General features: G+C 66.7%; 16 protein-coding genes and 1 pseudogene. 7 read left to right on the forward strand and 10 right to left on the reverse strand.

The features are described from left to right. Positions 1-606: 606 nt before the first annotated feature. Positions 607-681, forward strand: a pseudogene (locus ZRA01_RS21360) (hypothetical protein); the annotation flags it as partial. A 106-nt stretch (positions 682-787) separates the two neighbouring features. Here ZRA01_RS21360 and ZRA01_RS07485 read toward each other — a convergent pair. The 8 genes from ZRA01_RS07485 to rph all read right to left on the reverse strand — a co-directional run bounded on the left by ZRA01_RS07485 (position 788) and on the right by rph (position 6672). Further along, complete coding sequence (locus tag ZRA01_RS07485; protein ID WP_141350866.1) at positions 788-1264, reverse strand: hypothetical protein; 477 nt, start codon at positions 1262-1264, stop codon at positions 788-790. Between the two features lie 169 nt (positions 1265-1433). Next, the gene (locus tag ZRA01_RS07490; RefSeq protein WP_141350868.1) at positions 1434-1955 is read right to left on the reverse strand and encodes an HNH endonuclease; all 522 of its coding nucleotides are present in this window, start codon (positions 1953-1955) and stop codon (positions 1434-1436) included. A gap of 89 nt (positions 1956-2044) precedes the next feature. Then, positions 2045-2737 carry a phospholipase D family protein gene (locus ZRA01_RS07495; protein ID WP_141350869.1) on the reverse strand — a complete coding sequence of 231 codons (693 nt, stop codon included), beginning with the start codon at positions 2735-2737 and terminating at the stop codon, positions 2045-2047. A 168-nt stretch (positions 2738-2905) separates the two neighbouring features. Continuing rightward, positions 2906-3373 (reverse strand): RES family NAD+ phosphorylase, encoded by a 468-nt coding sequence (locus ZRA01_RS07500; RefSeq protein WP_141350871.1) that lies wholly within the window; start codon positions 3371-3373, stop codon positions 2906-2908. Then, complete coding sequence (locus ZRA01_RS07505) at positions 3373-3825, reverse strand: Xre family toxin-antitoxin system antitoxin (RefSeq protein WP_141350873.1); 453 nt, start codon at positions 3823-3825, stop codon at positions 3373-3375. Before ZRA01_RS07505 ends, ZRA01_RS07500 begins: the two co-directional genes overlap by 1 nt. 249 nt (positions 3826-4074) lie before the next feature. Beyond that, the gene (hemW, locus tag ZRA01_RS07510) at positions 4075-5286 is read right to left on the reverse strand and encodes a radical SAM family heme chaperone HemW (protein ID WP_141350874.1); all 1212 of its coding nucleotides are present in this window, start codon (positions 5284-5286) and stop codon (positions 4075-4077) included. Between the two features lie 20 nt (positions 5287-5306). Continuing rightward, entirely contained in the window at positions 5307-5903 is a 597-nt protein-coding gene (gene rdgB, locus ZRA01_RS07515) for an RdgB/HAM1 family non-canonical purine NTP pyrophosphatase (protein WP_141350876.1), read from the reverse strand. Between the two features lie 19 nt (positions 5904-5922). Further along, positions 5923-6672, reverse strand: coding sequence for a ribonuclease PH (gene rph / locus ZRA01_RS07520; protein WP_141350878.1), 750 nt, complete (start codon positions 6670-6672; stop codon positions 5923-5925). A gap of 327 nt (positions 6673-6999) precedes the next feature. Between rph and ZRA01_RS20495 the strand changes: the two genes are divergently transcribed. Next, the gene (locus tag ZRA01_RS20495) at positions 7000-7170 is read left to right on the forward strand and encodes a hypothetical protein (RefSeq protein WP_170182919.1); all 171 of its coding nucleotides are present in this window, start codon (positions 7000-7002) and stop codon (positions 7168-7170) included. 86 nt (positions 7171-7256) lie between these two features. On the opposite strand, the gene ZRA01_RS07525 is transcribed toward ZRA01_RS20495, so the two are convergent. Beyond that, on the reverse strand, positions 7257-8165 hold the full coding sequence (locus ZRA01_RS07525) for a PP2C family protein-serine/threonine phosphatase (RefSeq protein WP_141350880.1): 909 nt from the start codon (positions 8163-8165) through the stop codon (positions 7257-7259). Further along, positions 8162-9112: a serine/threonine protein kinase gene (locus tag ZRA01_RS07530; protein ID WP_141350882.1), complete on the reverse strand. Its 951-nt coding sequence runs from the start codon at positions 9110-9112 to the stop codon at positions 8162-8164. Before ZRA01_RS07530 ends, ZRA01_RS07525 begins: the two co-directional genes overlap by 4 nt. A gap of 86 nt (positions 9113-9198) precedes the next feature. Here ZRA01_RS07530 and ZRA01_RS07535 point away from each other — a divergent pair, with 86 nt between their 5' ends. The 5 genes from ZRA01_RS07535 to ZRA01_RS07555 are packed head-to-tail and all read left to right on the forward strand — an operon-like array spanning position 9199 to position 13389. Beyond that, complete coding sequence (locus tag ZRA01_RS07535) at positions 9199-10065, forward strand: YicC/YloC family endoribonuclease (protein ID WP_141350884.1); 867 nt, start codon at positions 9199-9201, stop codon at positions 10063-10065. 9 nt (positions 10066-10074) lie between these two features. After that, complete coding sequence (gene gmk, locus ZRA01_RS07540) at positions 10075-10689, forward strand: guanylate kinase (protein WP_141350886.1); 615 nt, start codon at positions 10075-10077, stop codon at positions 10687-10689. 1 nt (position 10690) lies between these two features. Further along, on the forward strand, positions 10691-10906 hold the full coding sequence (gene rpoZ / locus ZRA01_RS07545) for a DNA-directed RNA polymerase subunit omega (RefSeq protein WP_141350887.1): 216 nt from the start codon (positions 10691-10693) through the stop codon (positions 10904-10906). Positions 10907-10931: 25 nt separating this feature from the next. Continuing rightward, positions 10932-13142, forward strand: coding sequence for a RelA/SpoT family protein (locus tag ZRA01_RS07550; protein ID WP_141350890.1), 2211 nt, complete (start codon positions 10932-10934; stop codon positions 13140-13142). Positions 13143-13200: 58 nt separating this feature from the next. Then, entirely contained in the window at positions 13201-13389 is a 189-nt protein-coding gene (locus tag ZRA01_RS07555) for a DUF3460 family protein (protein WP_141350892.1), read from the forward strand. Positions 13390-13391: the final 2 nt, after the last annotated feature.

Genomic DNA, 13391 nt, shown 5'->3' on the forward strand with positions numbered 1-13391 from the left:
GCTGCTGCGCTGCTCGGCGGCTCAGAAGGGGCTTTCCGGAATCACCGAGCGTTGCAGGGCGTGCGGGTGTGATCGGCGGAAAGGCGACAGGCGACAGGCGACAGGCGACAGGCGACAGGCGAAGGGCGGGAGATGGGAGTTGGAAAATGGGTAGGTCGGGTTAGCGCAGCGTAACCCGACATTTCTCCGTTATATCGATGCGCCATCGCTCCTGGCGGTATCCGCTGCTGTCCCCTTGTGCGGGTTCGTCTCAACCCAGGTCTGAGTGAGGATGATCCAGGTTGGAGTGAGACTGGAGCAGGTCGAAGCGAGGACGGCGCAGGTCTGAGCGAGGATGACCCAGCTGCGTAGGTCGGGTTAGCCTGCAGGGCGTAACCCGACATCCCCCGTGCCCTATCGGCACGCCATTGTTCCGCGCGGCGGCGTCGGTTGCCCGTTGTTCTGGGGCGCCTTGAACCCGAGTCAGGTTGAAGGGGGCGCGGGTCGGGTTCAAGCGAACTCCGGTCGGGTTTGAGCTGACTCGGGTCAGGTTGAAGGTGGCCCGAGTCAGGTCTGACCGAACTCGGGTCTGGTTCAAGCTGACCCGGGTCGGGTCGAAGCAAACTCGAGTCGGGTCTGAGCGAAGCTGAGTCAGGTTCAAGCCGACTCGGGTCAGGTCTGAGCCGACTCAGGTCGGCTTGAAGGTGACTCGGGTCGGGTTGGAGTGAGGATGTGTCGGGTTGAAGCGCACCGGGCCGTCGCGAGGACGGCCCGGTGTTGCGGACCCCCGGGGCGCCCCCGGGGGGTGTCAGTTGGCGCTGTCTTCGGGGGTCGGGCTGCGCTTGCCGTTGGACGCGAAGCGCTCCGAGCCATGCTCCTGCAGCGCATCGGCCACCGCGCTGCCGTCGGTGGCCTTGGCGAAGCGGTAGGCTGCCAGCGCGGATTCGTAGAGGTCGTTGCCCAGGGCCCGTTCGGTGTCGTCGGCCCGGCCGGCGAGCTGGCGCAGGCGGCTGAAGATCGGCCGCAGCTGGTCGAGGGCCACCAGGTCGCGCTGCATCTCTGCGAGGTCGAAGCTGCGCGGCAGGATGTCCGGGTCCTGCTCGAGGGTGTCGAGGGTGTGCCGCACGAAAGACTCGGAGCGCGCGCCCATCCGCAGCAGCGACACCCGCTGCGCCGCCGTCAGCTCGACCATTGCCTTGAGCTTGTCCTCAAGCCCGGCCAGCATGCCGCGGATGGCGGCGAGATCGTCGTTGGAAAGGGAGATCGAAACGATGTTCTGGGACATGGGCATAGCCTCCGGATCATTGAAACCGGGGGCTTTCGCGCGCCCCCGAATGCGCCGGGGGATTGTAGGGGTATTTGGAATGTGTATGTAAATAAATTATTAGGGCGGGCGGGGGCGGCGACTGCGGGGTGCGTGATGGAGGCGTGCCTTGCATTAATCCGCTTCGAACTCAGGAACTGGCCGGAGCGGAGTGATCCAGAAAAATGGCGCTCAGGGAGACTCTTTCGATGGCATTGCGCCGCATGTACTCCGTCGAGTCCAGCAACTCGCGGGCGGAATACTCTTCAAAGACGACCTTCAGGAACTTGCCCAGGACGAGGCGTGGGATCGAATCACCCCGGCCTGCGCCGATAGACCACTGATATGGATCGAGGGCGCCCTTGGTCAGATTGCATGGGGCACACGCACGAACCATGTTGTCGATGTTGTCCGGGCCCCCCAGCGAAACCGGGATGATGTGCTCCCACTGCAATGAGCCGGTCGTACCGCAATAAGCGCAGACGTCGCCAAGCATGAAGAGCTGCTTGTTCTCGGTGAGGATGGCCGACGGGCTTATCTTCCCTTCAACCAGCTTGCGAAACGTGAAGTTGACGAACTTGAAGTTCAATCGGTCGCCGATCGCGCTGCCGGAAATAATCTTGGCGTATTCCCAGTAGATGAGATTGCGGACAGTGGCGAAGCGGCGGGGCATGGTGAGGTCTGATCCTGAGTTGCGTCGGGTTGGTGTAGCGTAACCTGACTCGCCTCACGCCGCCCGGAGGCCTTGTTCGCCGAGCGGGTTCACAGCTTGAAGTTTTCCGGCCACAGGAAGTAGGGGCCGAATTTCGGGCTCATGCGAAATTCGCCACCGGCTTCCTTGCCGCGGGAGGTCAGGTAGTTCTTGCCGTCGCGAACCTCGAGGTGGCCTGTCGCGGCCAGCTTCTCAAGCAGTTCGTTGGTTTTCAATCCGAGCTTTTGCGCCAGCTTGGATGAGGTGACTTTGTCGGAGGTTTCCTCGGTTTCGGGCTTGCTCTCGGGCTCGTTTGCCACGCGTTCGAGCGAAATCCTGACTTCGTCGCTGATCCGGATGATGCGCTGCGCCTCTTCGTAGGCGTCCTTGTAGAGTTCGGTGTCGTCGGCGCGACGGATCAGCACGCCCATCTCGTTGTTGTTGATCTGGCTGAACTCATACAGGTTCAGGCTGGTGACGATGCACAGCTCTTCGTTCATGTAGCACTTGGCGTGCAGGTTCTTGCAGAAGCTCGTGCGGACGTAGGTGAGCTCCTTGAGCCAGTTGATCTCTTCCGGCTGCAGCTCGCTCTTGCCATAGACGATACGGACATCGATCTTGAGGCGGTTCTTGTCAGCCAGGAGCTCCTTCATCCGGTCGTTGAGCTTGAGGAAGGGGCTGATCAGAATCAGCCTGTCGCGGGCTTCCTTGATCAGTTCTTCGAGGAAGTAGTTTGTTGCGCTGGTGTTCAGGAACTTGGCCATAAGTCACTTTCAGATTGCGTACGGGTATGCAATTGTAAAAGACGATCCCTGGCTGTGGGGCGCGCCGGCATGGCAGGAATGCGCGTGCTGGATGGCCCTGGCTGTTCAACGCCCTTCGCAGCGCGATTGGCCTTTGACTCTCTTGACGCTAGCGAGCCGTCACCCCGGTTAGCCGAGATTGCGTAGCAGGCGGGTATCGGTTTGCAGTGACTGGGGCGCGCCGAGCGTGATGCGGGCGAAATCCGGGTGGCGGGGGTTGAGCAGATAGTTGCGCTCCGCCGGGACCACCGCGCTGGGAACGCTCAGAACCGCGGTCTGCATGTCTTGCAGCCACGCTTGCCCCATGGCGTGCAGTACATCGCGGGCACCGATGGTGCGCCAGTCGCCTGGCAGCTGCTCTGCATCGATGCGTGTCTCGGGCAGGCCCGAGGGCAGGTGCGCGGGGATCAGGATGTAGTGGGCGCGCAAGGGGTCGTCCTGCACCATCAGCTCGAGCAGGGCCAGGGATTGGGATTCGGCGGTATAGACCACCTCGCAGCCTTTGGGATTCCAGCGCCCCCCGTAGCGCCGCGCGCCCTCGCCGCTGAAGGCCGTGCCGGCAAAGCGGGCGGTGGTGATCCGCCAGACGGTCCGCATCAGGCGAACACGCCGTGCTCGATGCGCCCGAGGGTGTCCAGCACGCTGTCGGCGCCGATGTCGGTGTCGAGCAGTGACAGCGGGGTGACGCCGCCCAGGGATGCGTTGGGGCTCTGGAGCCAGTTCAGGGCGCTGTCGGCGTCCTCGAAGACGGTCTCTGCGCGCTCCACCACGCGGGCGAAGCGCACGAGCTTGGCCGACTCTTCGGGGGACAGGGCGCCTTCGCGTTTGCGCCGGGCCAGGGTGCGCTCGGGAATGGCCAGCGCATGGGCCAGATCGCTCTGCGTGATGCGGGTGGTGCGAACCACCGCATCGACACAGGCCGATGGCAGGCCCCGACGCACCAGGGGTATCCAGTCCATGACGACCCGAGGCTTGGCCCGCAGCACGCCTTCGCCGCCGAGCAAGGTGACGGCCGAAACAAGGGAGGTATTCAGGCTGATGGTGCTCATGGGTAGCTCCTGGAGTGGTGAAGCCATCTGGCGGCAGTATTGATCAAAAATGGCAAGGGAGTCCAGCCGGCTGCCGCTGTCTTTGTCTTGCCTCGACCGGGGACGGGCGCTGCGGCCAATTCCGCCAAGCCAGACCGAGTCGTGTCGCCGTCAGCGAACGGCCCATGGGGGCGATGGCGTGCAGTGCCTTGCCAGCCCGCGCAACCCCTCCCCGGCCCTCCCCTTGTCAGGGGAGGGAGTAAGCCGCTCTCACTCCGCCAGAAACAGCATCAACAGCTCATTGAGGAAATGCCGGCCCCGGGTGGTGGGGCGGATGGTGTCGCCGTCGGTTTCGATGAGGCCTTGCTGGCGGGCCTTGAGGAGGCCGGGTTCGGCGGCTTCGAAGGGGAGGCCGGTGCGTTCGGTGAACAGGTGGCGGGGGAAGCCCTGGTTGAGGCGCAGGGCGTTCATCATGAACTCGAAGGGCAGTTCGGCGGCGCCGAGGCTGCGCCGTTCGGCGACGAAGCTGCCGCTGTGGTGGGCGGCGAGGTAGGCGGCGGGGTGCTTGGGGCGGGCTTCGCGGACGATGCCTTCGTGGGACGAGAGCTTGCCGTGGGCGCCGGCGCCGATGCCGAGGTAGTCGCCGAAGGCCCAGTAGTTGAGGTTGTGCCGGCATTCGCGGCCGGGCTTGGCGAAGGCGGAGGTTTCGTAGTGGCGGTAGCCGGCGTCGCCGAGGCGGGCTTCGATGCGGTCCTGCATGTCGGCGGAGGCGTCGGGGTCGGGCACCTCGGGCGGGTTGGCGGCGAAGGCGGTGTTGGGCTCGAGGGTGAGGTGGTAGCAGGACAGGTGGCCGGGGCCGAGGGCGAGGGCGGTGGTGAGGTCGGCGTCGGCTTCGGCTAGCGTTTGGCCGGGCAGGGCGTACATGAGGTCGAGGTTGACGGCCTCGAAGTGGGTGAGGGCGGCTTCGGCGGCGGCGATGGCGTCGGCGCGGCCGTGGATGCGCCCGAGTGCCTTGAGGTGGCGCTCGTCGAAGCTCTGGATGCCCACCGACAGGCGGTTGACGCCGGCCTGGCGGAAGGCCTTGAAGCGGCCGGCGTCGACGGTGCCGGGGTTGGCTTCGAGGGTGATTTCGGCCAGCGGGTCGAGCTGCACGCGCATGCGGATGGCGGTGAGGAGCTCGTCGAGGCCGTCGGGGCTGATGAGGCTGGGAGTGCCGCCGCCGATGAAGATGCTGTGCACGCGGCGGCCCCAGATCTGCGGCAGGGCGCTCTCGAGGTCGGCGACGAGGGCGGCGCGGTAGGCGGCCTCGGGGATGCCGTCGTCACGTACGGCGTGGGAGTTGAAGTCGCAGTAGGGGCACTTCTGCACGCACCACGGGAAGTGCACGTAGAGCGCGAGGGGCGGCGAGGCGCTGAGCTGCGGGGCCCACCCGCCGCTGCCGGCGGCGCGGGGGGCGATGGGGATGATGCGGGCTTCGGCCATTGTGCGGTGGGGCTGGGTGATCAGGCCTGCTGCTCGGCGCGCAGGCGGTCGAGGAGCTGGCGCATGGCCTTGCCCCGGTGGGACAGGACGTTCTTGAGGCTGTGGTCGATCTCGGCGGCGGTCTGGTCGAGGTCGGGGACGAGGAACAGCGGGTCGTAGCCGAAGCCGCCCTGGCCGCGGGCGGCCTCGAGGATTTCGCCGTGCCATTCGCCGCAGGCGATGATGGGTTGCGGGTCGTCGGCGTGGCGGACGAGGGCCAGCGCGCAGTAGAAGCGGGCGCCGCGCTTGGGCTCGTCGGCCAGGCGTTCGAGGAGCAGGGCGTTGTTGCGGGCGTCGGACTTGGGTTCGCCGGCGAAGCGCGCCGACAGCACGCCGGGGGCGCCGCCGAGGACGTCGACGCACAGCCCGGAGTCGTCGGCGAGGGCCGGCAGGCCGGTGGCGCGGGCGGCGTGGCGGGCCTTGGCGATGGCGTTCTCGACGAAGCTGGGGTGGGGCTCTTCGGCTTCGCTCACGTTGAAGGCCGACTGGGGCAGCACCTCGATGCCCAGCGGGGCGAGCAGCGAGGAGAGTTCCTTGAGTTTGCCGGCGTTGCCGCTGGCGAGCACGAGTTTGTCCATGGCGGGGCTCCGATGGGGGTCAGGCGAGGCCGAGGGCCTGTTTTTGTTCGGCGACGAGGCGGGTGATGCCGGCGCCGGCGAGTTCGAGCAGGGCGTCGAGTTCGGCGCGGGAGAAGGGGCTGCCTTCGGCGGTGCCCTGGACTTCGACGAAGCCGCCGCTGCCGGTCATGACGACGTTCATGTCGGTCTCGCAGTCGGAGTCTTCGAGGTAGTCGAGGTCGAGCACCGGCACGCCCTTGTAGATGCCCACCGAGATGGCGGCGACGAAGTCGCGCATCGGGTTGGCGGGCAGCTTGCCGGCCTTGACGAGGCCGTCGAGGGCTTCGTGGACAGCCACGCAGGCGCCGGTGATGGAGGCGGTGCGGGTGCCGCCGTCGGCCTGCAGCACGTCGCAGTCGATGGTGATCTGGCGCTCGCCGAGGGCCTGCATGTCGACCACCGCGCGCAGGCTGCGCCCGATCAGGCGCTGGATCTCTTGCGTGCGGCCGCTCTGCTTGCCCTTGGCGGCTTCGCGCGGGCTGCGGGTGTGGGTGGCGCGGGGCAGCATGCCGTATTCGGCGGTCAGCCAGCCCTGGCCCTTGCCGCGCAGGAAGGGCGGCACCGATTCTTCGACGCTGGCGGTGCACAGCACGCGGGTCTCGCCGAACTCGATGAGCACCGAGCCTTCGGCGTGGCGGGTGAAGCCGCGGGTGATGCGGACCGGGCGCAGGTCGGCGGGCGTACGGCCGCTGGGGCGGACGGTGGGGCTGGTGGGGGCGTTTGTGCTCATGCGGGCTCGCTGGAGTCGTCCGCCGGGTGCGGCGGGTGGGGGTTGGGGCCGGCCGGCGAGGGCCGCCGGGGTGTTGCTGCCATTGTAGACGCTCGCGGCGCTGCCGGTCTGCAGGTGGGGCGGCGGTGGCCTTGTTTTCGGGGTTGCTGCGAGGGGCGCAGCGCCCTGGCGTGCGGGCGCAGATCTTGCATCAAACCTTGTCTTGCCACGCCGCCATGCTCCATGCGCTTATACGCAGGAGATGAGGAATTTTTTACGGTATTACTCTATGAATCATGCAAGCATGGATGCCGTTGGCGTGACCACACTTTGAAGGGGTTCCTTGCGATGCGCACCAGACTTGCCGTTTTCCATTTCGGGGCCGTGCTCCGGCTGTTGCAGGCCTGGCTGGTCGATACGACCCGGGAGAGCCGGGCGGCCCGGTTGTCGACCCTCGGGCTGCCGTCTGGTGGGCGGGGCAGTTCGTGGCAGGACGATTCGTCGCAGCGCATGCGCTGAGGGCGGCTCGCCGGGGCCGCGCACCGGGCTGGTGCAGGCCGCGAGGGGCCGGGCGAGGCGGCGCGCCGGCAAAGGCGCGGCGCGGCTCACTTGAACTTGTGGATGGCGGCGTTGATCTCGCGGATGGCGCGCTCGATCTCGTCTTCGCTGAGGTCTTCCTGGTCGCGCTTGCTGCGCCCGAAGCCTTCCATCTGGGTGGTGTAGGCGTCGGCCGGCATGGTGCGGGTGGACACGGTGTCGGGGATGTCTTCCTGCTGATCGTCGTGCCAGGTCATGGCGATCAGGGTCATGTTGTCGCACTGGGGGCCGCCGAGGGTCTCGGCCTGGTTCATCAGCTTGGGGACGCCGTCCATGACGCGCCCATCGGCGAGGGTGTTCACGATGGTGTCGGCGTCGAGGGGGCCCCACACGCCGTCGGAGCAGATCGCCAGTACGTCGCCGTTGATCAGCGAAACCCCGCGGGAGAACTCGATCTGCGGCGGGTGGTTGCCGCCCAGGCAGCTGAAGATGCGGTTGCGCCCGGGGTGCACGGCGGCGGCCTCGGCGTCGAGCAGGCCCTGGTCGAGCATCAGCTGGACGCGGGAGTGGTCGCGGGTCTGGGCGGCGAGCTTGTTCTTGCGGATCATGTAGAGCCGGGAGTCGCCGGCGTGGGCCCAGTGGGCCACGCCCTCCTGCACCAGGCAGGCAACGATGGTGGTGCGCGGCACGTCGGAGAGCTGCTTGTCGAAGGCGTAGTCGAGGATCGCGTGGTGGGCGTTGCTCAGCACCCGCGAGAGGAACAGCACCGGGTCGGAGACCTTGGGGCGGGCCTCCTGCTGGAACGACTGGGCGATGAACTGCACGGAGATCTGCGCGGCGACTTCGCCATAGAGGTGGCCGCCCATGCCGTCGGCGAGGACGAGCAGCAGCGCGTCGCGGGTGTACGAATAGGCGACGCGGTCCTGGTTGGTCTTGCGCTTGCCGACCCGGCTTTCCTGGAAAATGGTGAATCTCATGTGCGGCCTATCATTGTTTTGAGGCGGGAGCCCAGCCCTTCGAGCCAGGTTTTCTGCTGGGGCGGCGCCTCCCGGTGGCGCTGGGCGAGAACCTTCTGCAAGGCGAAACAGCTTTGTGGGCGCTTCAGCGGGTCGAGCTGAAGGCACCAGTCGATGGTGGCGAGGAAGTGGGGCGAATACTGGCCCGCCCAGGCCTTGGTGGCCGGGACCACGTTGTCGTGCTTGACGCGCTCGTCGGAGCGCTGCGGCGAGGAGCCCGCCAGGCAGGCGTACATGCTGGCCCCCACGCTGTAGATGTCGCTCCACGGGCCGAGGGCTTCGCGGCTGTGGAACTGCTCGGGCGAGGCGAAGCCGGGGGTGTACATCGGCTTCAGGATGGGCGTGTCGGAGAGCAGGGTCTGGCGCGCGGCGCCGAAGTCGAGCAGCACCGGGGTGCCGTCGGCCCGCAGGTAGATGTTGGACGGCTTGATGTCGAGGTGCAGCAGCTTGTGGGCGTGGACCTCGCGCAGGCCGTTGAGCATGCGGGTGAACACGCCGCGGATGAAGCGCTCGCGCACGTTGCCCTTGTTCTTCTGGACGTAGTCGTGGAGCGTTCTGCCGCGCTCGAACTGCATCACCATGTAAACAGTGCCGTTGGCGCGGAAGAAGTTGAGCACGCGCACCACATTGGGGTGCACCAGCTTGGCCAGCGCCCGGCCCTCCTCGAAGAAGCACTTCATGCCGTAGCGGAAGGCGCCCTGGTGGGCTTCGGTGACGTGGGGCGTGACCTCGCCCTCGGCGCGCAGGGCCAGGGAGTTGGGCAGGTATTCCTTGATGGCGACCGGCGTGCCGTCCTGATCGTAGGCCAGATAGACAATGGAAAAGCCGCCCAGTGAGAGCTGTCGTTCGACGCGGTAGTGGTCGAGCAGAAAACCAGGGGGGAGGGCGCAGTTCTGTTGAGTGGCCATCGGGCAGGGCGCTACACTTCGTCTTTTGGTGGCGTTCGGGGTCGATAGTTTACCTGCGGATCGCCGCTCCACACCGGGAAAAACACATGATTCTCAGCATGACGGGCTACGCCGTCCAGACCCGCGACCTGGGCCGAGTTGCCCTGCACCTCGAACTGCGCAGCGTCAATTCCCGCTACCTCGATCTCGCCTTCCGCATCAACGACGATCTGCGCCAGGCCGAACCCATCCTGCGGGAAGCGATCACCGGCAAGTTGAGCCGTGGCAAGGTCGAATGCCGTTTCAATCTGCAGACGAAGGATAGCGCACCTCGCGAGCTTGCGATGAACGCCGTGCTGCTTGGTCAGCTGAAAAATGCCCAGCTCGCCATCCAGGCCGAGCTGCCCCAGGCCGCGCCCCTCAGCGTGGCCGAGGTGTTGCGCTGGCCCGGTATGCTCGCCGACGATAGCCCGACCTTCGACGCGCTGCAGCCCGAGATCGTCCGGCTCGTCGCGGCGGCCCTCGACGAGCTCGTCGCCACCCGCCGCCGCGAGGGCGAAAAGCTGGCCGAGATGATCCGCGGCCGCATCGCCCACATGCGCGGCCTGGTGGCCCGGGTGCAGCCCCGGGTGCCGGCCCTCGTCGCCGAATACCAGGAGAAGCTCGCCACCCGCCTGCGCGACGCCGCCGCCACGCTGGACGACGACCGCATCCGCCTCGAAGTGGGCCTGTTCGCCCAGCGCGTCGATGTGGCCGAGGAGCTGTCGCGCCTGTCCACCCACCTCGACGAGGTCGAGCGCATCCTCAAGACCGGCGGCGCCAGTGGCAAGCGCCTCGACTTCCTGATGCAGGAGCTCAACCGGGAAGCCAACACCCTGGGCTCGAAGGCGATGGCCGCCGACATGACCGCGATCGCCGTCGAACTCAAGCTGGCCATCGAACAGATGCGCGAGCAAGTGCAGAACATCGAGTAAGGAAACCCCATGCCCGGCACCCTCTTCATCGTCACGGCGCCCTCGGGGGCCGGCAAGACGACCCTCGTGAGTGGCCTCCTCGAGCGCGACCCGCTCGTCCGCCTTTCGGTCTCATACACCACCCGCGCGCCGCGCACGGGCGAGGTGAACGGCCAGCACTATCACTTCATCGATGTGCAGGGCTTCCGCGCCCTGCGCGACAAGGGTGAATTCCTCGAGTGGGCCGAGGTCCATAGCAATTACTACGGGACGTCGAAGCGCTGGCTCGAGGAGCAGATCCGCGCCGGCCGCGACATCCTCCTCGAGATCGACTGGCAGGGCGCCCAGCAGGTGCGCAAGGTGTTCCCGAAGGCGGTCGGGGTGTTCATCCTGCCGCCCTCCGTCGAGGAGCTCGAGCGCCGCCTGCGCGGCCGCGGCACCGACAGCGAGGACGTGATCTCCCGCCGGGTGCTCGGCGCGCGTGGCGAGATGCGCCATGTGGCAGAGTTCGACTACGTTATAATCAATGAAAACTTGCCCGCCGCCATCGAAGATCTGGTGGCCGTGGTGAGGGCATCCCGGCTCCGCTACGCCAACCAGGAGGCGCGCCAGCCGGCGTTTTTCCATTACCTCGAACAGGATTGATATGGCCCGCGTTACCGTCGACGACTGTCTTAAAAGAATCCCCAACCGCTTCCAGCTCACCCTGGCCGCAACCTACCGTGCCCGTCAGCTGACGGCCGGCGCCACCCCGCAGGTCGAGCTCGACCGTCACGACAAGGACAAGCCCACCGTGATCGCGCTGCGCGAAATCGCAGCCGGCAAGGTCGGCGCCGAAGTCCTCAATCGCGGTCAGGCCTGAGCCTGCCCTGCCTGAGCGTAATGTCATGGACTCCGCCGCACCGGTTCCTTTCAGTGGTGGCGGCGTTTCCCGACCCCCTGCATCCAGCGTCCTGCCCCTCGATTTCGGGCAACTGAGGGCGCTGGTCGCGGGTTATCTCCGGCCCGAAGACCTCGGCCGCATCGAAGCCGCCTACCACTTCGCGGCCGACGCCCACACCGGGCAGCTGCGTAAGAGCGGCGAACCTTACATCTCCCATCCGGTAGCCGTCGCCGAGATCCTGGCCGGCTGGCACCTGGATTCCCAGGCCCTGTGCGCCGCCCTCCTGCATGACGTGATGGAGGACACCCACATCACCAAGGCCGAGATCGCCGAGCGCTTCGGGCGGGTCACGGCCGAGCTGGTGGATGGGGTCTCCAAACTCGACAAGATCGAGTTCCAGTCCCACGAGGAAGCCCAGGCCGAAAACTTCCGCAAGATGCTGCTGGCGATGGCCAGCGATCTGCGGGTCATCCTGATCAAGCTGGCCGACCGTCTGCACAACATGCGGACCCTCGACCACATGCGCCCCGACAAGCGTCGCCGCATCGCCCGCGAGACCCAGGAGATCCACGCCCCGATCGCCAACCGGCTGGGCCTCAACGCCATCTACCGGGAGCTCCAGGAGCTGGCCTTCAAGCATCGCTACCCGCTGCGCTTCCGGGTGCTGTCCAAGGCGATCCTGGCCGCCCGGGGCAACCGCCGCGAGGTGGTCGGCAAGATCCTCGCCGCCATCGAGGAGCGCCTGCCCCAGTGGAACATCGAGGCCGAGGTGTGGGGGCGCGAGAAGCACCTCTACAGCATCTACCGCAAGATGACCGAGAAGCGCCTGTCGTTCTCGCAGGTGCTTGATATTTATGGTTTCCGCGTCGTGGTGCCCGACGTGCAGACCTGCTACCGCGCCCTCGGCGCGCTGCACGGGCTGTACAAGCCGGTGCCCGGCAAGTTCAAGGACTACATCGCGATCCCCAAGGGCAACGGCTACCAGTCGCTGCACACCACGCTGATCGGGCCCTTCGGCACGCCGGTCGAAGTGCAGATCCGCACCCCCGAGATGAACCACGTGGCCGAGAGCGGCGTCGCCTCCCACTGGCTCTACAAGGAAGACGAAAAAACCCTCACCGAGCTGCAGCACAAAACCCACAGCTGGCTGCAGTCGCTGCTCGAGCTGCAATCCACCTCGGGCGATTCCAGCGAGTTCCTCGAGCACGTCAAGGTCGACCTCTTCCCGGGCGAGGTGTATGCCTTCACGCCCAAGGGCAAGATCTTCGCGCTGCCCCGCGGCGCCACGGTGGTCGACTTTGCCTATGCGGTGCATACCGACGTGGGCAACCGCTGCGTCGCCGGGCGCATCAACGGCGAGCTGATGCCGCTGCGCACCGAGCTCCACAACGGCGACCAGATCGAGATCATCACCGCCGCCCACGCCAGCCCCAACCCGGCCTGGCTCAGTTACGTGCGCACCGGCAAGGCCCGCGCGCAGATCCGCCACTTCCTCAAGAATGCCCAGCAGGAAGAGGCCTCGACCCTCGGCGAGCGTCTGCTCAACCAGGCCCTGCGCCCCCACGGCCTCACCCTCGGTCAGGTCAGCACCTTCGCCTGGGACCGTCTGCTGCGCGAGGTCACCCTCGCTACCCGCCGCGAGCTGATGACCGACATCGGCCTCGGGAGGCGCCTGCCGGCCATCGTCGCGCGTCGCCTGGCCGAGATCCAGGACACCGAATCGGGCCGCGCCGACGTGGTCAAGCCCAAGCCCGCCGGGGCCATCCTGATTCGCGGCACCGAAGGCGTGGCCGTCCAGCTGGCGCGCTGTTGCCGGCCGATCCCGGGCGACCCGATCGTCGGCATCATCCGCAAGGGCCAGGGCCTCGAGGTGCACATGCACGACTGCCCCCAGGCCCGCAAGCTGCGTTCCGAGCGCGACCGCTGGATCGACGTCGAGTGGGAGCCCGCCAGCGACCGCCTCTTCGACGTCACCCTGCGGGTGCTCACTCAAAACGTGCGCGGCGTGCTCGGCAAGGTCGCCAACGCCATCGCCGAGCAGAACTGCAACATTCAGAACGTCAGCACCGACGGCGAGCAGGGCACCTACACCTCGCTCAACATCACCGTCCAGGTCACCCACCGGCTGCACCTCGCCAAGGTGGTCCGGGGGGTGCGCAACATCCCCGAGGTGGTCCGCATCACCCGCCTCAAGGCCGACCAGAAAGCGGGCTGAGGCTGCTAAAATCCACGCCTGTTTCAAGGCAATCCAAGAACTTCCAGGGAGACGAGTCATGGCAATGTACGAATCCGAGCACACCAAATTCATGCGCGAGTGGATGGCAAAGCATCCCGAAGAGCGCGAAGAGCAGAAAAAAGGCCGCGCCCTGTGGTGGGACAAGCCCCAGGAAACCCAGACCACCCGCGAGTTCGCTGAGGCAAGGCTTCCCTCCAAGGCCTACCCCTACGCCACCGAGTCCTGATC

It is taken from the genome of Zoogloea ramigera (assembly GCF_006539865.1).
GTDB classification, from domain to species: Bacteria; Pseudomonadota; Gammaproteobacteria; order Burkholderiales; family Rhodocyclaceae; genus Zoogloea; species Zoogloea ramigera.